Annotated in this window: 22 protein-coding genes and 1 pseudogene; 13 read left to right on the top strand and 10 right to left on the bottom strand. The window is 72.5% G+C overall.

Features of this window, described 5'->3' with window-relative positions; genetic code table 11:
* Positions 1-126: 126 nt before the first annotated feature.
* Both ABT160_RS35845 and ABT160_RS35840 read left to right on the top strand, forming a co-directional pair.
* Entirely contained in the window at positions 127-1,902 is a 1,776-nt protein-coding gene (locus tag ABT160_RS35845; protein WP_351652172.1) for an LVIVD repeat-containing protein, read from the top strand.
* 111 nt (positions 1,903-2,013) lie between these two features.
* Complete coding sequence (locus ABT160_RS35840) at positions 2,014-3,450, top strand: amino acid permease (RefSeq protein WP_351652171.1); 1,437 nt, start codon at positions 2,014-2,016, stop codon at positions 3,448-3,450.
* 169 nt (positions 3,451-3,619) lie between these two features.
* Here ABT160_RS35840 and ABT160_RS35835 read toward each other — a convergent pair whose 3' ends face one another.
* Positions 3,620-4,045 carry an OsmC family protein gene (locus tag ABT160_RS35835; RefSeq protein ID WP_351652170.1) on the bottom strand — a complete coding sequence of 142 codons (426 nt, stop codon included), beginning with the start codon at positions 4,043-4,045 and terminating at the stop codon, positions 3,620-3,622.
* Between the two features lie 80 nt (positions 4,046-4,125).
* Positions 4,126-4,449: a hypothetical protein gene (locus ABT160_RS35830; protein WP_351652169.1), complete on the bottom strand. Its 324-nt coding sequence runs from the start codon at positions 4,447-4,449 to the stop codon at positions 4,126-4,128.
* A 414-nt stretch (positions 4,450-4,863) separates the two neighbouring features.
* Here ABT160_RS35830 and ABT160_RS35825 point away from each other — a divergent pair, with 414 nt between their 5' ends.
* The 4 genes from ABT160_RS35825 (at position 4,864) to ABT160_RS35810 (ending at position 9,187) form a co-directional block, all read left to right on the top strand.
* Complete coding sequence (locus ABT160_RS35825) at positions 4,864-5,667, top strand: hypothetical protein (protein WP_351652168.1); 804 nt, start codon at positions 4,864-4,866, stop codon at positions 5,665-5,667.
* A 135-nt stretch (positions 5,668-5,802) separates the two neighbouring features.
* On the top strand, positions 5,803-6,222 hold the full coding sequence (locus ABT160_RS35820; RefSeq protein ID WP_351652167.1) for a GPI anchored serine-threonine rich family protein: 420 nt from the start codon (positions 5,803-5,805) through the stop codon (positions 6,220-6,222).
* A 165-nt stretch (positions 6,223-6,387) separates the two neighbouring features.
* Positions 6,388-7,494 carry a glutamate ligase domain-containing protein gene (locus tag ABT160_RS35815; RefSeq protein WP_351652166.1) on the top strand — a complete coding sequence of 369 codons (1,107 nt, stop codon included), beginning with the start codon at positions 6,388-6,390 and terminating at the stop codon, positions 7,492-7,494.
* Between the two features lie 124 nt (positions 7,495-7,618).
* Complete coding sequence (locus ABT160_RS35810) at positions 7,619-9,187, top strand: alanine/glycine:cation symporter family protein (protein WP_351652165.1); 1,569 nt, start codon at positions 7,619-7,621, stop codon at positions 9,185-9,187.
* Positions 9,188-9,234: 47 nt separating this feature from the next.
* On the opposite strand, the gene ABT160_RS35805 is transcribed toward ABT160_RS35810, so the two are convergent.
* Genes ABT160_RS35805 through ABT160_RS35795 form a run of 3 tightly spaced genes read right to left on the bottom strand, consistent with a single transcriptional unit; the run spans position 9,235 to position 12,151 of the window.
* Positions 9,235-10,365, bottom strand: coding sequence for a hypothetical protein (locus tag ABT160_RS35805; protein WP_351652164.1), 1,131 nt, complete (start codon positions 10,363-10,365; stop codon positions 9,235-9,237).
* A gap of 36 nt (positions 10,366-10,401) precedes the next feature.
* Positions 10,402-11,067 (bottom strand): vWA domain-containing protein, encoded by a 666-nt coding sequence (locus ABT160_RS35800; protein ID WP_351652163.1) that lies wholly within the window; start codon positions 11,065-11,067, stop codon positions 10,402-10,404.
* Positions 11,060-12,151 carry a hypothetical protein gene (locus tag ABT160_RS35795; RefSeq protein WP_351652162.1) on the bottom strand — a complete coding sequence of 364 codons (1,092 nt, stop codon included), beginning with the start codon at positions 12,149-12,151 and terminating at the stop codon, positions 11,060-11,062. The genes ABT160_RS35800 and ABT160_RS35795 overlap by 8 nt, the downstream gene beginning before the upstream one ends.
* Positions 12,152-12,670: 519 nt before the next feature.
* Here ABT160_RS35795 and ABT160_RS35790 point away from each other — a divergent pair.
* On the top strand, positions 12,671-13,219 hold the full coding sequence (locus tag ABT160_RS35790) for a GNAT family N-acetyltransferase (protein ID WP_351652161.1): 549 nt from the start codon (positions 12,671-12,673) through the stop codon (positions 13,217-13,219).
* A gap of 426 nt (positions 13,220-13,645) precedes the next feature.
* Positions 13,646-14,743, top strand: a complete 1,098-nt coding sequence (locus ABT160_RS35785; RefSeq protein ID WP_351652160.1) for a ScyD/ScyE family protein — start codon at positions 13,646-13,648, stop codon at positions 14,741-14,743.
* Positions 14,744-14,770: 27 nt separating this feature from the next.
* On the opposite strand, the gene ABT160_RS35780 is transcribed toward ABT160_RS35785, so the two are convergent.
* Complete coding sequence (locus ABT160_RS35780; RefSeq protein ID WP_351652159.1) at positions 14,771-15,337, bottom strand: NUDIX domain-containing protein; 567 nt, start codon at positions 15,335-15,337, stop codon at positions 14,771-14,773.
* Positions 15,338-15,482: 145 nt separating this feature from the next.
* Positions 15,483-15,698, bottom strand: coding sequence for a DUF6243 family protein (locus ABT160_RS35775; protein ID WP_351652158.1), 216 nt, complete (start codon positions 15,696-15,698; stop codon positions 15,483-15,485).
* A 220-nt stretch (positions 15,699-15,918) separates the two neighbouring features.
* Between ABT160_RS35775 and ABT160_RS35770 the strand changes: the two are divergent.
* The 3 genes and pseudogenes from ABT160_RS35770 to ABT160_RS35760 all read left to right on the top strand — a co-directional run.
* A pseudogene (locus tag ABT160_RS35770) lies at positions 15,919-16,002 on the top strand (VOC family protein); the annotation flags it as partial.
* A gap of 126 nt (positions 16,003-16,128) precedes the next feature.
* Positions 16,129-16,677, top strand: a complete 549-nt coding sequence (locus tag ABT160_RS35765) for an SRPBCC family protein (protein ID WP_351652157.1) — start codon at positions 16,129-16,131, stop codon at positions 16,675-16,677.
* Positions 16,678-16,885: 208 nt separating this feature from the next.
* Positions 16,886-17,536 (top strand): maltokinase N-terminal cap-like domain-containing protein, encoded by a 651-nt coding sequence (locus tag ABT160_RS35760; RefSeq protein WP_351652156.1) that lies wholly within the window; start codon positions 16,886-16,888, stop codon positions 17,534-17,536.
* A gap of 26 nt (positions 17,537-17,562) precedes the next feature.
* Here ABT160_RS35760 and ABT160_RS35755 read toward each other — a convergent pair whose 3' ends face one another.
* Positions 17,563-18,063 carry a GNAT family N-acetyltransferase gene (locus tag ABT160_RS35755; protein WP_351652155.1) on the bottom strand — a complete coding sequence of 167 codons (501 nt, stop codon included), beginning with the start codon at positions 18,061-18,063 and terminating at the stop codon, positions 17,563-17,565.
* 63 nt (positions 18,064-18,126) lie between these two features.
* Positions 18,127-19,335 carry a helix-turn-helix domain-containing protein gene (locus tag ABT160_RS35750; RefSeq protein WP_351652154.1) on the bottom strand — a complete coding sequence of 403 codons (1,209 nt, stop codon included), beginning with the start codon at positions 19,333-19,335 and terminating at the stop codon, positions 18,127-18,129.
* Between the two features lie 183 nt (positions 19,336-19,518).
* On the opposite strand from ABT160_RS35750, the gene ABT160_RS35745 reads away from it, so the two are divergent.
* Entirely contained in the window at positions 19,519-19,755 is a 237-nt protein-coding gene (locus ABT160_RS35745) for a hypothetical protein (RefSeq protein ID WP_351652153.1), read from the top strand.
* A gap of 247 nt (positions 19,756-20,002) precedes the next feature.
* Here ABT160_RS35745 and ABT160_RS35740 read toward each other — a convergent pair whose 3' ends face one another.
* On the bottom strand, positions 20,003-20,401 hold the full coding sequence (locus tag ABT160_RS35740) for a hypothetical protein (RefSeq protein ID WP_351652152.1): 399 nt from the start codon (positions 20,399-20,401) through the stop codon (positions 20,003-20,005).
* Between the two features lie 405 nt (positions 20,402-20,806).
* Between ABT160_RS35740 and ABT160_RS35735 the strand changes: the two genes are divergently transcribed.
* Positions 20,807-21,334, top strand: a complete 528-nt coding sequence (locus ABT160_RS35735) for a DUF1707 SHOCT-like domain-containing protein (protein WP_351652151.1) — start codon at positions 20,807-20,809, stop codon at positions 21,332-21,334.
* Positions 21,335-21,350 lie beyond the last annotated feature (16 nt).

Raw genomic sequence — 21,350 nt, 5'->3', positions numbered from 1 at the left:
GGCGCGCGCACGCGACCCGCACGGCCCGTCCCCGTACCCCCAGCGCGCGGACGGCGGCACGAACCCGCACCACCCCGACACCCCATCGCAAGTCCCCTCTCCGCCGTCGAGACCCCTAGGACTCCCATGCGATCCCTCCGCACCAAGAAGGCGGTGCTGGCCACGGCCGTGGTCACCGCCACCGCGGCGACGCTGCTCGCGCCCGGCACCTCCGGCGCCACCGCCACCAGCGCCGCGACCGCGACCGACCCGAACATCGTCGACGTCTGCGAGGACCGCCGACCCGAGCCGGCCGACCCCGGCGCGTACGGCATGCAGCTCGACGGCAGCTTCCGCCACCCGGCGCAGACCCCGGTCGACGAGGAGCACGAGCACTCCTTCCCGGGGCGGAACAAGGACTACGACACCAAGTCCTACATCAAGAACATGAAGGTCGAAGCCGCCTACGAGGGCGCCGACTTCACCCCCGACTACTTCCACACCTGGCAGAACGTCGTCGACTTCGACGGCCGCCGGTACATGTTCCAGTACGACCGCTCCGAGGGCCGCGTCTACGACATCACCGACGTCAAGAAGGTCAAGGTCGTCGAGAAGCTGACCCGCGACGACGTCGACGGCGACGAGACCAAGGGCAACGCCTCCTGGGCACCCGACGACTACTGGGGCGCCTCCACCGTCCAGTGGAACAAGAAGCTGAACGCCTACGTCATGGTGATGAGCTTCGAGGACAAGCGGCAGATCAGCGAGCTCACCGACGACCCCGCCGAGGACAAGTACAACAACCCGGAGGGCGTGAAGAAGCTGCGCGAGAAGCCCGGCCTGAAGGGCTTCAAGGTCTTCCGCCTCGACGGCCCGCGCAAGAAGGACTGGAAGCTCCTCGCGACGGTCTCCACCGACGCCACCCAGAAGGACCCGCTGCACTCCGACACCACCAAGCCGCAGCAGGGCTCCGGCTCGCTGGACGTGCCGTACTGGACCGGCGAGAAGTACATGTTCGTCGCCACCGCGCCCGACGACACCTACTCCGGCTCCGAGTACCCGACCAACCTGCACTCGGCCGGCTACCAGTCCTGGGACATGTCCGACCCCGCCCGCCCGAAGCTGCTCGACACCTGGCACCTGCCCGGCCAGCGCACCGGTGAGGACGCGGCGTACCGCAAGAACCCGCGCTGCGGCAACCGCACCAGCTGGATGGGCGCGCGCATGCCGCTGTTCCTCCCCAAGCCCGTGGAGAAGGGCGGGCGCTACGCCTTCGCCGCGATGGGCGGCTACGGCCTCACCGTCCTCGACGTCTCGAACCCCGCCGACATGAAGACGGTGGGCCACCTCGACCTGCCGCCGTCCGTCTCCGGCACCGAGGGCGACAACATCGACGTCTCGCAGTACGAGAAGACCGGGATCATCTACTACTCCGGCTACCCGCTCACCGAGGACTGCTACGAGCCGTACAAGGACGTCTACCAGATCGACGCCAAGGACCCGAAGAACCCGCGCGTCGTCGGCGTACTGCCCCGCCCGACCCCGCCCAGGGCGGCCGGCTTCGCGGACTTCTGCCAGCGCCGCGGCAGCTTCGGCCCCAAGCGCACCGGCTACTACACCAACCCCGGCAAGCACGACGCGGGCGTCCTCGGCTACGGCTTCTACAACGCGGGCGTGCAGTTCTTCGACGTCTCCAGGCCCGCGAAGCCCGAGATCGAGGCGTACTTCGTGCCGAAGGCGTACGGCCCGCAGACCCCGGACTACGCGTACGGCAACCAGACCCACGGCGTGTACGTGGAGTGGGACCGCAACATCGCCTGGGCGCTGACCAACCACGGCATCTACGCCCTGTCCGCCCCGAAGGTGCTCGGCAAGCCGCACCTGACGCGCCCCGAGAAGCCGTTCCGCAACAGCGAGTTCTAGGTCCCGCCACCAGGCCCCGGCCCCGGGGCGGCGGCCGAGCCGCCCGCCGCCCCCGCCATCCCCGGCTCCCCGCTCCCACCGCGCACCACCGCAGAGAAGGACGTCCCCGCCATGGCTGCTCCGGAAAGACCCGCACCCGCCGCACCGCCCGCACCCGCCGACGCGCCCGAGGGCCGGGGCCTGGTCCGCTCGCTCACCCCCCGCCAGACCACCATGATCGGCCTGGGCTCGGCGCTCGGCACCGGCCTCTTCCTCGGCTCCGGCTCCGCGATATCCGCCGCCGGGCCCGCGGTGATCATCTCGTACGCGATCGGTGCCGTCCTGGTCGCCGTCATCGCGGTCCTGCTCGGCGAGATGTCCGCGGCCCACCCGGTCCAGGGCTCGTTCGGCGCCATCGCGCACAAGTACCTCGGCCCCTGGGCCGGTTTCGTCACCCGCTGGACCTACTGGTTCAGCGCCGTCGTCGTCATCGGCACCGAGGTCGTCGCCTCCGCGCTCTACATCCGCTGGTGGTGGCCCGGCGTCCCGATGGGCGTCGCCATCCTCGCGGTCGCGGCGGTGGTCCTCGCGGTGAACGTCATCAACGTCAAGTCCTTCGGCACCACCGAGTTCTGGCTCTCCACCATCAAGGTGACCGCCCTCTGCGCGTTCATCCTGTGCGCCGCCTTCCTGGTCTTCTTCGGCCTGCCCGACACCGAGGCCACCGGCTTCGCCCACCTCACCGACGACGGCGGCTTCGTGCCGCACGGCGCCAAGTCCGTCTGGATCGCCATGTCCGTGGTGATGTTCGCGTACGCCGGGTTCGAGGTCGTCGCCATCGCCTCCGCCGAGGCCACCGACCCGCAGCGCACCATCCGCACCGCGATGCGCCAGCTCGCCTGGCGGCTCAGCGTGTTCTACGTCCTGTCCATCACCCTGGTGACGGCCCTCATCCCGTGGAAGCGGCTGGCCGGCGGCGACGGCAGCGTCGAGGCGAGCCCGTTCGTCCGCGTCTTCTCCGACATCGGCGTGCCCGCCGCCGCGACCCTGACCAACCTCGTGGTGCTCATCGCCGCCGTCTCCGCCGCCAACGCCCACCTGTACGGCGCCTCCCGGCTGCTGCACTCGCTCGGCGACGACGGCCTGGCCCCGGCCCCGCTGGCCCGCCTCACCTCCCGAGGCGTCCCGGCCGCGGCCCTGGCCGCCTCCACCCTGGGCATCGCGGTCGCCGCGCTGCTCGCCTTCTACGACGTCGGCGGCATCTTCGGCATCCTGATGTCCATCGCGCTCTTCGCGGTGCTGCTCGTCTGGCTGCTGATCCTCGCCTCGTACATCGCCTTCCGCCGCCACCGCGACGCCCACCCGGCCGAGTTCACCGGCTTCAGCGTCCCCGGCGGCCCGAAGCTCGCCGTGCTGGCCGGCGCCGGGGTGCTCGCCGTCGCCGCCACCGCGATCGAGGTCCCGGACATGCGCCAGGCGGCGGGCGTCGGCCTCGCCTTCACCGCCGTACTGCTGGTCGGGTACGCGGTGGTGGCCTGGCGGCGCAAGGGGGGCGGCGCGGGCCGCTGACCGTGTGACTGCTCCGAGTACTTGCTCCGAGTACCTGCTCCGACGTGGGGGAGGGGCAGGAGGTGTGACGCAGTCGGCCGCCCGGGAAACCGGGCGGCCGACTGCCGTCTTGGTGGTGGTCGCCGGGTGCGATCAGCGGTGACCACCCGTCATTCCGGCTCGTCCCCGGTCAGTCGACGATCTTCGTCGTGACCGGGGTGCCCGCCTCGACCGTACGGCTCACCGTGCAGAGCTTGTCGTGCGAGGTCTTCACGGCACGCGGCAGGATCGCCCGGGCGCGGTCGCCGGTCCCGCCCTCCGGGAAGCGGACGGTGAAGGTGACCTCCAGGTCCGTCATGCGGTTGCCGCCCTCGTCCTCGACCTTGTGGCCGTCGACGGTGAGGGAGAAGGTGTCGGGCTCGGCGTGGCGGGTGGTGGCCACGTCGACGTCGGCCGCCGAGCAGCCGCCGATCGCGGCGAGGAACAGCTCCACGGGCGTGAAGCCCTCGCCGGAGCCGGTGCCGAAGGTGACCGTGCCACCGCGGGAGTTGGTCGCGGTGAACTGGCCGGGGCCGGTTCGCTCGATGGTGACCGAGCGCAGGGAGTCAGCTGTCATGACATCGACAGTAACCCCAGGTCGCAGCCGCCCCGCGCGCACCGCGCCCGGGCGTCCCGCCGAGCGCCTCACCGCACGCCTCACCCGCGCCGCGAACCCCCGGAGGGGAGGAGCATGTTGAGGACGCGGTGGTAGTCGAAGAGGGCGGAAGGGGGCGCCGCCCAGTCCGGCCCCGCCAGTTCGTTCACCCGGTCCAGGGCCTCGCCCGGCGGGGTGCTCTCGATGACCCAGCCGATCTCCGCCCGCGTCACCCACCAGACGGTCCGTTCCTCCTGGTCCAGCAACATCCTCACGTCGCAGAGGTGTTGGGAGAGTCGGTCGAGCGAGGAGGCGCGGGCCGCCGTGAGGCGGCCGACGAGTTCCACTGCCTCGGACTCGGTCGGGAACATCGCTATGTAGGTCAAGGGGGAATCCAGGATCGCTGGCGGTCGTCCTTCGGGCGATGGCTCAAGTTATGTGCGCAGATATTTGACCGATGTTTTATAAGAGGCTTCTGAGAAATCGCAGAGTAGTCAGGTGAACGCTGGGTTAACGGGGGCTTTCCGGTGCTTGCTGTGAGCGCTCATGAAAACGGTTCCTATGTGCGCAGGAGTGGAAATTGGCTGGCCTTGTAAATGCCGGGGCCTGCCCCAAAGTGCAAGATCCGAAAGCAAGTTGACGTTCCAAGCGTAGAGATTTCACAGATGGTGTGACTTTGGGTGAGCCCTGCCCCTAAGGGTTGCGTAAATCGAGCAGACGATTTCTTACAGACATGGTTGAAATGCCGCCTTCAGTAGCTTTCTCGGTGTCAGAGCAGCACTGCGAACAAGGAGCTCAACGTGAAGGCCAGCAAGCGCATTGCAATCGCCGCCGCCACCGTCATGGGTGGAACCGTCGTCCTGGGCGGGGTTGCCTCTGCGACTCAGTCCGACGGAATGCAGGGTGGAAACGGGTCCGGCCAGTCGGTTCCGGTCAAGGACCCGAACACGGCTCGTCCGGCCGGGTCCCTCGGCACGCCCGTCGACGTGGCCAAGGCCAAGGCCCAGGCGAAGAAGGTCGGTGTCAACAAGGCCAAGAAGGTGGCGAAGCACGCCAAGCCCGCCGTTGCGGCCAAGGCCCAGACGAAGAAGGCCAGCGTCAACGAGGCCAAGAAGGCGGCCAAGCACGCCAAGCCCTCCACGGCGTCGTACAGCACGACCATCAAGGTTCCCGCCGGCACCCCGTCGAAGCCGGCGAAGAAGGTGGCCCTCGGCTCCGCCTCCGCGACGGTGAAGAAGGCGAACGGAAACGTTGCCTTCAAGCTCGCGAAGCCGGTCGCCCAGAAGGCGCACACCCACAAGCCGCAGGCCCAGAAGGCGCCGGTCAAGAAGCCCTCCGCGCAGACGCCGCCGGTCAAGACGCCGCCGGTGAAGACGCCGCCGGTGAAGACGCCGCCGGTGAAGACGCCGCCGGTGAAGACGCCGCCGGTGAAGAAGGTGGGCGGTGGGGGCGAGACGGTGAAGCCCGGTTTCGGTAAGCCGACCACTCCGCCGGTGAAGACCCCGCCGGTCAAGACGCCGCCGGTGAAGAAGGTCGACGGCGGTGGCGAGACCGTGAAGCCCGGCTCCGGTACCTCCACCACCCCGGCCCAGCCGAGCTCCTGACCCGGGTGACTCCCAGGTCCGCGGACGCACCCCGGACCTGACCGCGTGGCGGAGGCGGCACCCAGCGACTGCTGCCGCCTCCGCCGCGCCCTCCCGCCCGCCGTCCGTCGGCGGGTCGAGCGAAGGAGTGGAGAGATGGGAAACCGGCTCTGTGCCGCCCTCAGAGCGAGGTTCCGCAGGCTTCGCTGCGCCTACGGCAGGTGCTCCACCGCCGGGCCCGTCGAGGCCGCGCTCGAACGGTCCTTCCCGCCCACCGCCCCGTTCCGGGTCACCCACCCCGCCGCCGGCACCGTCTGGCGCGCGGGCGGGCACCACAGCGTGATCTGGTCCCTGGACGGGATCGTGCGCCACCCCGTCGACGTCCTGCTGGTGTACGAGGACTGCTGGCGGATCACCGAGGTCGCGGTACTGGCGGAGGGCATCGGGCCCCAGCAGCGGCAGGCGGCCTTCACCGTGCCCCCCGTACCGCCGGGTACGTACCTCGTCCTGCTCACCACCGGGGACCCGGCGGACGCGCTCAGCGCACCGATCACCGTGCTGGCCGCACGCGCCTAGCCGCTCCGGCGCCCCGGTAGCCGCCCCGGCCGTGCGCGCGGTCCGGAATCCGGCGTCTTAACGCGGACCAAATCCCCTGTTCCACACACTCATGGACAAGTCAGACCTATCGGTGCCGACCGGGTCCTGTGGCCAGGCGGCGGACCCGTGCCCCAGGAGGCTCCCGTGCCCCACAGCTCCCTCAGCCCTCCCCCGTCCGGATCCCGGGCCCAGGACACCCGTCTGATCGTGGTGGTCGGTACCCGCGGCAGGGCCCGCGCCGCCTCGGCGCTCGCCGCCGCGCTCTCGCGGACGAGACCGGTGCGGTCCGCCGGTCCCCGCCCCTTCTCCGTCGTCACGGCCGACGAGGGCGACCGCTGCGCCACGCCGCTCGCCCCCGAGGTCACGCTCGTCCTGGACGCCGAGGTCGCCCACCGCACCCACGCCGAGCGCCACACCTTCAAGGAGTGCCTGGACCGGGTCGCCCCCAGCGGCGCGTGGGTCGTCTCCGCGGACTCCCCGCTCAGCCGCCGCCTGACGCGCTACCTGCGCTCCGCGGCGTCGACGCGGGTCGTCACGTACGGCTTCTCCGAGGGCGCCGACGTGCGCGTCCTCGACGCCGTCACCTACGGGCCCACCCTCCGCATCCGCGTCGTCGCCGCCGGCGACACCGTCGACTTCACCGTCCCTGCCACCGGTGACGACACGGCGCGCCTGCCGGATACCCACCGTGCCGTCGCGGCGCTCGCCGCCGGGCACGCCCTCGGCCTCGACACCGCCGAGTTCGCCAACGCCCTGGGCAGGCCGCGCGGCACGGACCGCGGCCTCACGCCACACGGCGAGGCGGGCGGCGTCACGGTCGTCCGGTCGGACGCCCGGCACCCGACCGAGATGGCCGCCGACCTCCAGGCCCTGCGCGAGATGACGCGGGGCGCGCCCCTGCTCGCGGTCTACCAGCCCGGGCGCGCGTACGGCGAACAACACCTGGGCACGGCCATGGGCCACGCGCTCACGCTGGCCGACGCCTCGCTCGTCCTGGACCCCTCCGGGGCCGGCCCCCGTCCCCAGGGGACGGCCGCGACCGCGATCACCAGCGAGACCGTCGTCGACGCCGCCGTGTCCGCCGGGTCCTGCGCCTTCGCCCTGCGCGACGCCGAGGCGGCACCGGGCTTCGTGTCGTCGCTCGTCAGCCCCGGGGACGTCGTGGTCACCATGGGCGACACCGGGGCGGAGCTCCTCGCGCCCAAGATCCTCGCCGCGCTCGAACGCAGCGGCGAGGACCGGCGCCGCTGACGGCCCTTGCCGTCCCGTAGCCCAGCAACCCCGGCCCCGTAGCTCCGCACCCCCCTCAGCCCCGTAGTGCCCCGTGACCCCGTGACCCCTTGGCTCCGCAGCCCCCGCCCCGGAGGTTCCGCCCATGCCCGTGTCCAGCAGCCCCGTCGCACTCGCCGCGGGCGGAGTCGTCTCCGGCATCGAGGACGCCGTCAACCAGTTCGTCCAGCCCCTCACCGACGCCGTCTCGAAGGTGATCTTCTTCGAGGTCCCGATCGGCGGTGTCGGCGTCCCGCTCATCGTCGCGTGGCTGCTCGTCGGCGGCATCGTCTTCACCGTGTACCTGGGCGCCGTCCAGATCCGGGGCCTCAGGCTCGCGTACGAGATCACCCGGCGGCGCGGCTCGGGAGAGGACGCCGACGCGCCGGGCGAAGTCACCCAGTTCCAGGCACTGATGGCCGCCTGCGCGGGCACGGTCGGCCTCGGCAACATCGCGGGCGTCGCCGTCGCGGTCAGCGTCGGCGGCCCCGGCGCGACGTTCTGGATGATCGTGTGCGGCCTGCTCGGCATGGCGCTGAAGTTCGCCGAGTGCACGCTCGGCGTGAAGTACCGCGAGGTCAACGAGGACGGCACGGTCTCCGGCGGTCCGATGCACTACCTGCGCAGGGGCCTCGCGGACCGCGGCTTCGCGCGCCTCGGCCGGGTGCTTGCCGTCGCCTTCGCGCCGATCATCATCGTGTTCGGCCTGACCGGCGGCAACATGTTCCAGGTCAACCAGACGGTGGCGCAGCTGCGTTCGGTGACGGGCGGCGACAGCGGGGTCCTCGGCGGCTCGGCCGCGGGCCTGGGCATCGGCGTCGTCATCGCGGTGCTGATCGGCGTGATCCTGCTGGGCGGGGCCAAGCGCCTGGGCGCGGTGGTCGGCAGGCTCGTGCCGCTGATGGCGGTCGTCTATCTGATCGGCTGCGTGATCGTCCTGGCCGTGAACGCCAGTGCGCTGCCGGGCGCGTTCCAGCTGATCGTCCGCGAGGCGTTCGACCCGGCGGCGGGCGCGGGCGGCGTGATCGGTGTCATGGTCGTCGGCTTCACCCGCGCGGCCTTCTCCAACGAGGCGGGCCTCGGCTCCGCGCCCATCGTCCAGGCCGCCGCGAAGACCCGCCACCCCGCGTCGGGCGGCCTGGTGTCGATGCTCGGCCCGCTCATCGACACGGTCATCGTCTGCACCATGACCGCGCTCGCCATCATCGTCGCCAACCCGCCGGAGTACGCGGCCGCCAGGGCGGCGGGCCGTGCGGAGGGCGTGGAGCTGACGTCGGCGGCGTTCGCGTCGGTGCTGCCCTGGTTCCCGTACGTGCTCACCGTGGCGGTGGTGCTGTTCGCGCTGTCGACGACGGTGACCTGGTCGTACTACGGACAGAAGTGCTGGGAGGGCGTGTTCGGCGCGGGCGGGCGCAGCGACCTCGCCTTCAAGCTGGTCACGATCGGCTGCGTGGTCCTGGGCTCGGTGCTCACCCTGGGCGCGGTGCTCGACCTGGCGGACGCGCTGCTGTTCGTCCTGGCGCTGATCAACATCTTCGGCCTGTACCTGATGGCACCGACGGTGAAGCAGGAGCTGAAGGACTACCTGCGCCACCGGGCGACGAGGGGCGGACAGGACGGGCCCGACGCGCAGGAGCTGGTGGCGGTCCCGGAGGCGGCGGGGCGGCAGGGGTAGCCACCGCCCCCGGGCGACCCCGGTCGGCCCTGGTCGGCCCCGGCCGGTCAGCGCGCCAGCAGGACGATGCCGACCAGGACCCCCGTCACCAGCAGCGCCATCACGAGGACGCAGCCCAGGTAGCCGGTGGTGCCGGAGGTGGCACGGGCGGGGGACGGTGCGGAGGCGGGGGGCGGTGCGGAGGCGGCGGACTTCTGGTCCTTCCCCTTCGCCGTGGTGCCGCCCGCGGCCCCCGCCCCCTTCCGGGCCGCGGACGCCGTCCCGGTCCCGGTCCCGGTCCCGGTCCCGGTCTTGGTACCCGTCCGGGTCCGCCCGGTCGCCTCCTCCAAGCACCGCTGCCACTCCCGCGCCGTGGGCCGGGCGGCGGGGTCCTCCGCCCTGAGGCTGCGTTCGGCGAGGCGGCCCAGCCGCGGGTCCACCGCCTCCAGGGCGTCGGCCTTCCGCGTGTCCTGGTCACCGGCGAGCAGGCGCACGGCGAGCAGCGCGAACTTGAACACGTCGCCCGCCGCCGTCGCGGGCGGCTCGCCCTGGGGCAGCGACCAGCCGGGCGTCTGCACCTGGGGCAGGGCGCTGCGGCCCCGGAACCGTACCGAGTCGCAGTCCATCAGGAAGCAGCGCGGCGAGGGTTCGAGCGCGAACAGCACGTTCTTCGGGGAGAGGTCGCCGACCGCGATGTCCAGGTCGTGCAGCTCGGCGAGGAGCCGGGCGAGGTTCGCCAGGAGCCGTACGCGCTGGCGCGGTGACGGGTCGGTGCCGAGGGCCCGCTTCACGTACGCAGGGGAGTTGAGCAGGAACTCCAGGCCGGCCACCCGTCTGACCCCGGGGTCGAACGCCATCTCGCGGCGGAAGGCGTCCGGCGCCGTCCGCATGAGGAACCCCACGGTCCGGCCGTTCTCCCGGACCACGGCGGCGGGCCAGGCGGTGTGCTCGCCGAGCCAGCGTCCGCTCTCGAAGTCGAGCGAGGGCAGCAGCGCGACCAAGCCGTCGAGGACGTCGGCGTCGAGCGCGGCCAGGGCCGGGCGGCGGTACTCCTTGTACGCGACCTCCCATTCCCGGTTGATCCGCAGGCGCGGTACCGCGTACACGGTGCCCTGCCCGCCGTCGCCGAGCCGGTCGCCGAGGACCATCCGGTCCTTGTCGACGCCGGCCGCGCCGGCGGCCCCGCTCCTCGGTTCCATCGGACCCCGTCCCCCGTCCCCCGTCACCGGGTCTCGTCAGATCTCGTCGATCGCGATCTGGAAGCCTTCGGGCACTTCCACGACCAGGCCGGGAAGCACCCGCGCGGACTTCACCACGCTGAGCGTCAGGGCGGAGAAGAACCGGTCCACGGCCCGCGGTACGTCGAGCGCCTCGCCCGGGACGAAGCCGAACCCCGGCTCGGTGGCGACGGCCGCCACCACCGGGGCGTCGGCGGCGCCCAAGCCGCAGGCGACGATGTGCGGGGCTGTTCTGCTGAGATGACGGGACGTCAACTCGTGGTGTGCGGCGGGCCAGTCGTCCGTCGGCAGCCCGTCCGTCAGGAAGAAGACCACCGGGCGCATCACCCGCAGGCCGCTCTCGCGCAGGGTCGCCACGTCGTCCGGGATCTGCTCCGCGAGGAACCGGAACAGGGTGCCGTACCGGGTCATCCCCGTCGGCTTCAGCTCGGGCATCGACTCGACGTCCCGCAGGTCGGTCAGCGGCAGCCGTACGACCGGTCCGTCGGCGAAGCCCAGCAGGCAGATGCGCACGCGTGCCGCCGCCATCGGCTCGGACAGCAGCGCCCGGTGCAGCGCGTCGACACCGGCGTTGAGGTCGCGGGCGAAGGGCCGCATGGACGTGGACTCGTCCGCGGCGACGTACACGGGAAGGACCGGGAGCCGGTCGACGGGGTCAGTCAAGGCGGTGGGCCTCCAGCGGCGAGGTGAAGGCATCGCGGCCGGGGCCGGAAGCGGGCCCGGGCACGTCGTCGGCCGGTGCGGCCTCCGTCCCGGGGTGCAGGAACCGCACCACGTACACGATCCCGCCCAGCGCGAAGCCGAAGAGAGCGCCCTCGACGGCCGTCAGCAGGGCCACGCCGACCACCCTGCCCTCCTGGATCCCCGCGGACACCCCGAGGAACAGCCCGGCGAAACCGCCCCAGCCGGCGAGCCCGCCCAGCGCCTCGCGGATGAGGTAGAGCTTCCCGACCCGGGCGGCGCCCATGCTGGCGATCACCGTGCCCGCGAACGTGCCCACGAACAGCCCCGCGATCGCGCCGATCACGCCGTTGTACTGCTCGTGCGAGGTGGCGGGGAGGACCGCGCCCTTCACCAGCAGGCCGATCACCATGCCCACCAGCAGGCCGGACGCCGCGTGGAGCCCCAGCACGGCGAGGGTGTGGGTGCTGAACCCGGGCAGGCGGCGGTGCGGGGCTGCCGAGCGGGGGGCGCCGGGCGCTTCCGGTTGTGGTGGTCGCTCCTTCCGCGGCTCCGTCGCCGCCGCCTCCGCGCGGGCGGCGTCGCGTATCTGCTCGGCGTCGGCCTCGGCACGGGCGTAGAGGGCGGTGAGCAGTTCCTCGGCGCGTGCGTTGCGCAGGGCCGTCTCGCGGGAGAAGACGGGAGGGGAGGGGGAGGGGGGCGGGGAGACGGGCGAGGGTGGGGGCGGCTCGGGGTGCGGGGAGTGCGTCGTGCCGGGCGTGGGGTCCTCGGCCCGGGCCCGGCGCCACAGGTCCCGGAAGTGGAGCTCCACCGCGGAGGGGTCCTGGTGGCCTTCGATCAGGCATAAGTGCCGTACGACGATCTTCCACTTGTCCCACCCGGGCAGACCGGCGCCGAGCAGCATCTTCCGGATCGTCTCGTAGCTGACGCCCTCGCCGTCCCTGCCCTTCGCCTTGGTCAGCTCGGCGAGCTTGCGCAACGAGGGCTTGGCGGCGCGCTCGTGAAGGTCCTCGAGCGCCTTCACCAGAGCGCCGTGCGCTCCGTCGGGGAGATCGTCCTCGGTCACGCACTGCTCCCCTCGGCTCCCGGCAGCGGTGGCCCGGTCGCACGGAGCGACGGCAAGAAGCGTCAAGAGTCGGCCACCGCGGCAGTCAAACGCTGACAACAGAGGCGGGTTGTCAGCAATGGCCTTGAGACTACCGCCACTTGGTCACCGACTACCGGCACTTGTCACTAGTCGCCCCGCTTGTCACGCACGGTGACTCAGGAGCGGGCCGACAGGAGCCGGCGAGCCGACAGGCCGAGAGGAAGCGAAGGATGAACGAGCAGAAGACCCCCCTCTGGTACCAGCGCCACCAGTGGTGGATCCGGCTGGTGCTGGAGGTCCTTGCGGTGATCGCGGCGCTGGTGACGGTCGTGGTCCCGTACGTGCGCTGACACCGGCGCTGACCCTGACCCTGACACCGACGCGGATGTTGGCGCCGGACGTCGAGGCCGACGGGTCGCAGGCCCCGCCCGCCGCTGCCCGGGCGGGGCTCGCGGAATGCGATTGCGCGACGCTGACCAGGTCAGATAGGAAAAGCGCATGCTGAAGGGCGAGAAGGTCGGGCTCAGGGCCCGGCACGAGGACGACATCCCGGTGCTGCAGGCCGAGCTGTACGACGACGTGGTCTCCCACTCGCGTGCCCAGGCGAAGCCCTGGCGGCCGTTCACCCCCGGTTCCAAGGCGACGGGCCTCTTCGTGGACGACACCGAGCAGGGCCACATCCCCTTCTCCGTGGTGGAGTTGGAGAGCGGTGCGCTGATGGGCTCGGCGGTGCTGTGGGGCATCGACACCCACAGCCGCTCGGCCCACATCGGCATGGGCCTGCGCCCGTCGTACCGGGGGAGGGGGCACAGCACGGACGTGGTCGCGACGCTGTGCCACTACGGCTTCGTGGTGCGGGGCCTGCACCGGCTCCAGGTCGACACCCTGGCGGACAACGCCGCGATGCTGCGCGCGGCCGAGCGCAACGGTTTCGTACGGGAGGGTGTCCTGCGCTCCTCGGCGTGGGTGCTGGGCGAGTTCCTGGACGAGGTGCTGCTCGGCCTGCTGGCGGAGGAGTGGCAGCCGCGGGGGAGCCGGGGACTCTGAGGAGGCGGTCGGCCTCCTGCAACGGCACGACACCGGAAGGTAGTTCGCGGCCGAGTGTGCCGCAGCGCGCACCCCGCATACTGCACACCACATCCCACATATCGCACCCCGCGTACCGCACCCCGCATACCGAGTCCCACACACCGCATCCCGCACATCGCCGGCCTTGCGCCCGTGTCGCGGTGCGGCGGCGATCCTGAGGGCCCGCGATCAAGCACCGCGCCCGGCCCGGCTCAGCCCGGCGCGGCCCGATCCGGCCCCGGCCCCACCAGGCCGTGCCCTGCCCTGCCCTCGTCACGCCCGGCGCCATCGGACCGGGCCCGGCAGGCGGGGCCCGGCCCGGCCCCGACGGCCGAGCCCAGCCCGACCCAGAAAAGCCCAGCCCAGCCCCGACCACTGGACGAGCCCGCTCTGGAAGGACTTCACGTGACCACTCGCACCCGCATGACCCCGGCGCTCGGCGCCGCGATCCTGCTCACCCTGTTCACCCCCGCCGCCGCCGAAGCCGAGCAGGGCTCCGGCCAGGGCGTCACGACCGTCGCGACCGGCCTCGACAACCCGCACGGCCTGGCCTTCGCGCCGGACGGTTCGCTGTACGTCGCCGAGTCCGGCGTCGGGGGCCCCGGCCCCTGCTTACCCGGGCCGCAGGCCGAACTCGAGTGCTTCGGCACCACCGGCGCCGTCACCAAGGTCAGCCGCGGCACCCAGCGGCGCGTGGTGACGGGCCTCCCCTCGATCGCCGCACCGGACGGCGCGCGGGCCATCGGCCCGTCGGACGTCGCGGTGGTCGGCGGCGTCCCGGTGTTCACCGCCGGCCTCGCCATCGCGCCCGCGAAGCGCGACACCCTGCCGTCCGGGGGCCACAACATCGGCTGGCTGCTCACGGCGGCGGGCAACCGCGTCGTCCCGGTCGCCGACATCGCCGGGCACGCGGCGAAGACCGACCCGGACGGCGGCAACCCCAACTCCGTGGCGGTCACGGGGAGCGGCGCGGTCGTGGTCGACTCGGCCGCCAACACGCTCGTCCGCGTCGCGCCGAACGGGCGGGTCTCCACCCTGGCCGCCTTCCCGGGCCAGGAGGTCGACGCGCCCGTGGAACTCGGGCTGCCGCCCGGCACCAAGATCACCGCACAGGCCGTGCCCACCGCGGTGGCCGTGGGCCCGGACGGGGCGTACTACGTCGGCCAGCTCACCGGGTTCCCGTTCCCGGTCGGCAAGGCCAGCGTGTTCCGCGTGGTGCCGGGTGAGGAACCGACGGTCGTGGCGGGCGGGTTCACGAGCATCATCGACCTCGCGTTCGACCGCAGGGGCGCGCTCCACGTGCTCGAACTCGCCCACAACGGCATGCTGTCCGGCGACCCGTCCGGAGCACTGATCAAGGTCGAGCGGAACGGCACCCGGAAGATCGTCACCACCGACCTGACCGGCCCCGGCGGCCTGACCATCAAGGACGGCGCGGCCTACGTCACCGACTGCGGCACGTGCGCCGGTACGGGAAGGGTGCTGCGCATCCCGCTGCCGTGAGCGGCTGACTCCAGGGCACGCGTGGATTCAGCCGAACAACCGCCGGAGCACGACGAGCCCCGTGGGCACGAACGGCTCCGGCGGTTCCGTCAGCAGCCCCACCAGCGGGACCACTTCGTGGTGGGGGATCCGCAACGGATCGGGCCGCAGCGGCCCGTGCAGATCGGCGAGGTGCACGGTGAGGTGGCAGGGTCCGGCCGGGGTGGCGGCGCGCAGCCGCAGCACCTCGTGCAGGGCGGGCCGCACGCGCAGCTGCTCGGCCAGCCGGCGTCCGGCGGCCTGGCGGTACGTTTCTCCGGCCCGGGGCGCCCCACCGACGAGCACGTCGTGGTGGCCCGGGTAGAACCGCGAGGCGAGGGGCCGCCGGTAGAGCAGGACCTGGCTGCCGTCCTCGCTGAGCAGGATGGTGGCGGCGGTGCGGTGGTGCAGCCCGCTGTCGGAGGCGCGGCCGTGCGGACCGGTCGAGACGAGGCGGTCGTCGACGTCCACGTAGTCGACGGCGTCACGGGTGTCCGTCCCGCCCCCGTCCGGGCTCCTGTCGGCGAAACCCGTCGCCGTCGCCGTTTCCACCCCCGCCGTCATGGAGAGGTCCATGCACGCTCCGCATCCGCCTCAGCAGCTGTGATCGCCGAATCCCTGTGGCGCGGAATGTAGCAAATAGGACGGATGGCACGGGCGGCGCCTGCGTGTCGCGGACCGGGCCCTGTTCCGTGCGGTGCCGCCCTGCGGCGGCGGTGCGTCAGCTCTGTGCGGTGTCGTCGCCCGCCTCGCCGGTGTCCTCGGCCGCGTGTACCTTCTCGCGCATCTTGCGTACCAGCTCCGCCTTCTGGTCGGCGGCACCCTGGCGGTCGAGGTTGCGGTGGGGACCGTTGTTCTGCCGTTCGGCGCGGGACAGCTTCTTGCGCTGGCCGCCGCCCTGGCCCACGGGGTTGTTGATGTTCTTGCTGTCGGTCACGGGTTCTCCCGGTGGTGGCGTGAAGTGATCTGCGGATTCATCGGTGGGGGCGGGCGGTGACGTCGAAGGACGTCAGCGGGGCCCGTAACGCTCTCACTCGTAAATCGGCGTCTGGAAGAACATGACAATTACGTTACCCGGTTCCGTCGGCCCCGCCTGCCATGCTCTTTGCCGCCCCGGCGTCGGCCGGGCCTTCGGCGAGCGCCCGGTGTTTCCGATCACCCAGGACATGGAAGGCGTGGGGCGCTTCGGCTGGGTGATCGACCCGGAGGGCCACCGCGTCGAACTGTGGGAACCGGCCTGACACGACCGGGTGGGGGTCGCACGGCCGCGGGCCGGTGGCGTGGTCCCGTCCGGGCCGGTTCGCTCGTTCGGGCGTAGCTCGCCCGGATGCGGCGACCGGCGCGACGGGGCCGGTCACAGTGGCAGCATGCAGACCCAACGGCTGGAAGCCGAGCGAGTGGTGGACGCGCCTGCCGCGCAGGTGTTCGCTGTGCTGTGCGATCCGCACGGACACGTGGACATCGACAGCTCCGGCATGCTCCAGGCGGCCTGGGGCGGACCGGTACGGAGGGTCGGTGACGGCTTCACCGTACGGATGGACCGTTCGGCGCTGAACGACGAGATGCCGCGCTGGTACGACGTCGAGGTCACGATCACCGCGTTCGCGCCCGCCCGTCACATCGAGTGGACCGTCGGGATGGCGGGCGGGGAGCAGGTACAGCACCGGTACGGGTACCACTTGACGCCGCAGCAGCCTCGGGGCACCCACGTGGTCTCGTACTACGACTGGAGCGGCGCTCTGCCGCGGTACCAGGAGCGCGGCATCTTCCCGATGGTCCCGGAGTCGGCGCTCCGGGCGACGCTCGGCATCCTGGCCCGCGTGGTCGCCCCGGGGCGCCCGCCGCGCAGGGACCTGCCGGCGCAGTGGTCGTACACCGGCGGAGAGGCGAACGCGGGGCTGATGACGGCGCCGTAGCCGGGTCCGTCCTCGTCACACTCATCACACGCGAGTCCTGTGCGGCAGCACACGGGGACACGGGCATACAGGGACACAGGGACACGGGGACACGGGCAGTGGTGTCAGTGCACCGTCCTACGATGGCGCACACCACACCGGTACCGGACGCGAGCCCGGCGCCCCCGCACCTCGTACCGCCCGCACGCCCCGGAAGTGAGCCCCTGCCATGGCCGTGATCCACCAGACCGTCCTGAAGCCCACGAAGCTGGAGCTGCTCCACGCCTGGCTCCCCACCCGAGCCTGGTACGCGGGCGGTCCGGCCGGGCCGGAGCTGGTGAAGGCGGGCGGCTTCCGGGTGGACGACCCGGCGGGCGAGGTGGGCATCGAGTTCGCCGTGATCGCCGACGTGTCGGGCGCGGGGGAGGGCGACGAGCGGGTGGAGCCGGTCACGTACCTGGTTCCCATGTCCTACCGGGGTGCCCCGCTGGAAGGGGCCGAGGGCGCTCTCATCGGCACCATGGAGCACGGGGTCCTGGGCACGCGCTACGCGTACGACGCGTGCCACGACCCGGTCGCGGTGGCCGAGTTGGCCGCCCTGATCGAGGGCCGCGCCCAGGCCCAGGACCAGCAGCTGAGCGATGTGCCCGACCGGAACGTCACGGCGGTGTACGACGGTGAGGGGTCCCTGTGCGCCGGGCTGAAGGCCGTTGAGGACGACGTGGACGGCACCCTGCTGACGCTGCTCCCGGGCAGCCGGATCCGCGTCAACCGGGTCCTGCGCCCCGGCGCGCCGGCCGGTGGGCACGGACACCTCGCCGGTGCGTGGCGCACGCCCGGGGGCGCGCGCGTCGAGGGGGCTTTCGCCGTCGTGGAGTAGGGACGGGGGCAGCTCTTCTTGGGCCCTCAGGGAAGCTCCCACCTGATCTCGCCGTCCCGCACCCGGTCGGTCGGCGCGAGACCGGCGGCCCTCGCCACGGCGGCGGAGGCCGTGTGCTCGGGGTGCACGTGGGCGTGGACGTCCCGCACCCCCTGCGCCCGCAGCCCGTCGACCAGACCGCGCGCCGCCTCGCTCGCGATGCCGCGCCCCTGCCAGGCGGTGCCGACGACCCAGGCGACCTCCGCAGTCCAGCCGCCGTCGGTACGGGTGAGCGTGGCCTGCACCGTGCCGGTGAGGCGGTTCTCGTCGCGGAGCCGTACCACCCAGTTCCACCAGAGCTGGGCGGGGTCCGGGGAACCGGCGACCAGGCGCTCGTACCGCGCCGTCAACTCCTCGGCCGAGCAAGGGGTCCCGCCGATGAAGGAGTGCAGGGCCGGATCGGCGAGGATCCCGGCCATCTCGGCGGCGTGCGACACGGCGAGCGGGACGAGGGTCAGTCCGGCGGTCTCGATGGGGCTGATCTGCATGCCCCCATCCTGCCGTCCGCGCGGTCCCGGCCCTCCATCAGGCGTGAGGCCCGGACGGCGGGATCACAGGAGGCCGACTGCCTCGGCCAGCCAGCGGCCCGGGACGTCCAGGTCGAGCAGGGCGGGCACGGCCACCCCGCCGGGGATCGCGGTGCAGACCGCCAGGGTGACCAGAGTGTTCGGTGCGCGGATGCCCGTCCCCGGGTAGGAGTCGGCCCGGCGGTAGGCCCAGGCCCCGCAGAGCAGGGCGTAGCAGAACCCCAGACTGGCGAAGAGGAGCAGCACCCACTCCGAGGGCCGGTCCTGTGCCCGTAGGCAGGCCGAGAGAGTTGCGCCCAGTAGCCAGATCTGCGCCAGGTGCACGGCGACGGCGAGGCCGTCGCGGAGCACTGTGGACTCGGAGCGCCGCTCGCCGTCGAGGTCCCGGCCGCGCAGCAGCCGTAGGGCCAGGACGAGGTCGCTCGGCCGCCCGCCCGGCCCCCAGGCGAAGCCGCCGTTCCCGGGCCCGCCGGTCGTCTCGGCCACCGGGGGCGTGGCGGGGCCGTTCCCGCTTTCGGGAACGCCCTCCACCATCACGAACGGGCCCCCGTGCCGAGCCGAGTTCCCGACGGCGGTCCGGTACTGCTTGCCGGGCGGCGGCCCGTTCTCCCCGCGCAGGGTGCTGACCTCCCCCTCCAGCGACCTGACTTGGGCGCGGAGGGCGGCGGTTTCCTTCCGGCGGTCCTCGGACCGTTCCCGCTCGCCGGCCAGCTCCACGGCGTTCCGGCCGTTCTCCTCCTGGGAGTGCCGCAGTTGTTTGTCCTGCTCCAGTACGTGCGCCTGGTGCAGCTCGACGGCCTCTTCGGCCCTACGGGCCCGGGCCAGGGCCGCGTCCCGCTCGCCGGTGAGCCGTGCGCAGGCCTCCTCGGCCGCCCGCAGTGCCCGGCGGTGTTCCTCCCGCAGGGCCGCCAGCTCGCCCCGGGCTTCGGTGAGCCGGACTCCGGGGGAACCGCTGGAACGGTGCGCGCGCTGGCACAGCTCCCGCAGCCGGGCCGCCGCCTCCTCGTCCACGGTCCGGTCCCGTTCCCGGAGGAAGCCGAGCAGGGCGTCGAGGACGGCCCGGGAGGCGACGCGTTCCCCGCCCAGGTAACGCGACAGGGTGGCCGGGGCCACGGTCAGGCCCCGGGCCAACTCACGTTGGGTGCCGCCCCCGGCAAGGAAGGGGGCCACCGCCGTGCGCAGACCGGCTGCGTACTCCCGGACGGGGTCGTGCTGTTCCTCAACCGCGCTCATCGGGCCCCCACTACCCCGCCCACCTGCGTTGACGGTGCGGGGAACCGGCTGCCCACCCCGACAGCCGTTACCACCCCGCTGGAAACGATTTCTTCCCCCTCCCGCACAGTTCACGCCATGTCGAGGCTGGAGGGGGCGCCACCGGTGCGGCGGCGCGGTCCGTTTCGAGCGAGGAGTCCCGGCATGGCCGTCACCCCGAACCTGGTCCCGGCCTCGGTCGGCGCGGTGAGCGGTCTGGCAACCGCACTGGCGGGCGCCCCCTGGTGGGGGGTGGCCATCTGCCTGCTGCTCTCGCTGGTGGCGACCGCCATCCAGACGGTGTTCCCGCAGGACTCGTCCGATCGCCTCACCTGGTGGACCGACCGTCGGGAACACCGCACCCGCCGCGCCGCCACCCGCGCCGACGGACGAGGTCGTTGACGAGCCCGGCAGCGTGTCGCCGGCTCGCGTTCGACTCGACCGGATGGGGAGGGCCGGTTCTGACTGTCCTGCGGCATCGCGCGAATTCGCTGAACGGGCCGCATTCAGTCTGCCGGCCATTACCGGCTTCGGTAACTGGCGATGTGACGTGGTCGAGCTGGTTGAAGGCGGTGGATTCCGTACGGCCCGGGGCCGGCTGTGTTCGCCGGCCCCGGGCCTCTCTGCTACGTACGGCGGCTACGGGCCCCTACGGACGGGACACGGTGATGGAACTGTGCCCGCACGCGCTGTACTTGATGGTCGTGGTCGTGGTGGGGGACTTGCTGGTGTGGGTCAGGGTGGCGGCCGGAGCGCAGTCCATGTGGCCGGGGCGGAGCCCCTCGTCGGCGGTGATGGTGATGCGCTTGCCGGGGTCGACGCTGACGCTGTACGTGCCGTGGCCGTCCGGGTCGGCGTAGGACCAGTGGGTGGTGGCAGGGTCGTCACCGGGCTGCTGGGGACGCGGCTCCGAGACCGCCGTGGCCGGGGCGTCGGTGGCGGGTGGGTTCGGGTCGGCGGCCGCCGTGGCGGTGTGCGCCCCGAGGGCGAGGAACACGGTGGCGCAGAGGGCGGCGGCCCGGGGGGCCGCTCGTCGACGAGCGCGCATGGGCAGGTCCTTTCGTGGGGACGAGCGTGGGACGGGGAACCGCCCTGGACGGGGCGGCTGTTGGCGAGCCGTGAAGGGGGACAGCTCGCAGGTCAGTTGTCCACACACGGGCTGTCGATCATGCGGAGTACGCGGATCTTGCCCTGATCGCCGCAGCGCGCGGCGCACCACCCGCGCCGGGGCGTGCGCCCCTCTGCGCGCCGCGCTTCAGGGGAGCTCCATCCCCTGGGCACGGCGTGAGGGCGGCCGCTGTCCCGGTGGCGTACGGCCGGTGACGTACGGCCGGTGGCGTACGGCCGCGGTGGGCTTGGCCGGGAGGACTATCGCGATATACCGTGAGTCTGGCAGCCCGTCGCGCCGCTGCCCGCGACGCGCGGAGAGGGACGACTGGACCAGGACGGAACCATGCCGGGAGAGATCACACCCACGGGGACCGTGCCGGCCCCCGAGCTGCGCGCCTCGCACGCCGACCGCGACCGGGCGATGGAGGTGCTGCGGGTCGCGGCCGGGGACGGCCGGCTGACGCCGGACGAACTGGACGAGCGCCTCGAAGCGGCCGACGCGGCCCGTACGGTGGGTCAACTGGCCGTCCTCACCGCCGATCTGCCGCCGGTGTCGAGCACGGGCGGTGGTGCGGTGGCCGAGGTCAAGGACGTGGTGCGGGTCGAGCAGCGCTTCAGCCCGGTCACGCGCACCGGGCGCTGGGTGGTGCCGAGGCGGCTGGAGCTCGACACGGACTGGTGCGACGTGACGCTCGACCTCAGCGAAGCGGTGGTCACGCAGGAGGTGCTGCGGATCGACGCGGAGATGACGGGCGGGCGGCTGACGCTGGTCGTGCCGCCGGGGACCGTGGTGGACACGGAGAGCGCGGTGCGGCGGTGCAAGAGGGCCTCCAGGCGGGGGTCGTGCGGCAGCGGAACGACCTTGCGGTGATCGATGGTAGGCAGTG

This window comes from Streptomyces sp. NPDC001941 (assembly GCF_040296945.1).
In the GTDB taxonomy this organism is placed as follows: Bacteria; Actinomycetota; Actinomycetes; order Streptomycetales; family Streptomycetaceae; genus Streptomyces.
This window is presented reverse-complemented; position numbering and strand designations above follow the sequence as displayed.

Excerpts from the sequence above, each read along its gene's own strand:
- ABT160_RS35820 (WP_351652167.1), top strand. The coding sequence starts at position 5,803 with ATGGGAAACCGGCTCTGTGCCGCCCTCAGAGCGAGGTTCCGCAGGCTT.
- ABT160_RS35835 (WP_351652170.1), bottom strand. The coding sequence starts at position 4,045 with ATGACAGCTGACTCCCTGCGCTCGGTCACCATCGAGCGAACCGGCCCC.
- ABT160_RS35740 (WP_351652152.1), bottom strand. The coding sequence starts at position 20,401 with ATGCGCGCTCGTCGACGAGCGGCCCCCCGGGCCGCCGCCCTCTGCGCC.
- ABT160_RS35780 (WP_351652159.1), bottom strand. The coding sequence starts at position 15,337 with ATGGACCTCTCCATGACGGCGGGGGTGGAAACGGCGACGGCGACGGGT.
- ABT160_RS35845 (WP_351652172.1), top strand. The coding sequence starts at position 127 with ATGCGATCCCTCCGCACCAAGAAGGCGGTGCTGGCCACGGCCGTGGTC.
- ABT160_RS35765 (WP_351652157.1), top strand. The coding sequence starts at position 16,129 with ATGCAGACCCAACGGCTGGAAGCCGAGCGAGTGGTGGACGCGCCTGCC.
- ABT160_RS35805 (WP_351652164.1), bottom strand. The coding sequence starts at position 10,365 with ATGGAACCGAGGAGCGGGGCCGCCGGCGCGGCCGGCGTCGACAAGGAC.
- ABT160_RS35750 (WP_351652154.1), bottom strand. The coding sequence starts at position 19,335 with ATGAGCGCGGTTGAGGAACAGCACGACCCCGTCCGGGAGTACGCAGCC.
- ABT160_RS35745 (WP_351652153.1), top strand. The coding sequence starts at position 19,519 with ATGGCCGTCACCCCGAACCTGGTCCCGGCCTCGGTCGGCGCGGTGAGC.
- ABT160_RS35760 (WP_351652156.1), top strand. The coding sequence starts at position 16,886 with ATGGCCGTGATCCACCAGACCGTCCTGAAGCCCACGAAGCTGGAGCTG.
- ABT160_RS35735 (WP_351652151.1), top strand. The coding sequence starts at position 20,807 with ATGCCGGGAGAGATCACACCCACGGGGACCGTGCCGGCCCCCGAGCTG.
- ABT160_RS35790 (WP_351652161.1), top strand. The coding sequence starts at position 12,671 with ATGCTGAAGGGCGAGAAGGTCGGGCTCAGGGCCCGGCACGAGGACGAC.
- ABT160_RS35810 (WP_351652165.1), top strand. The coding sequence starts at position 7,619 with ATGCCCGTGTCCAGCAGCCCCGTCGCACTCGCCGCGGGCGGAGTCGTC.
- ABT160_RS35840 (WP_351652171.1), top strand. The coding sequence starts at position 2,014 with ATGGCTGCTCCGGAAAGACCCGCACCCGCCGCACCGCCCGCACCCGCC.
- ABT160_RS35755 (WP_351652155.1), bottom strand. The coding sequence starts at position 18,063 with ATGCAGATCAGCCCCATCGAGACCGCCGGACTGACCCTCGTCCCGCTC.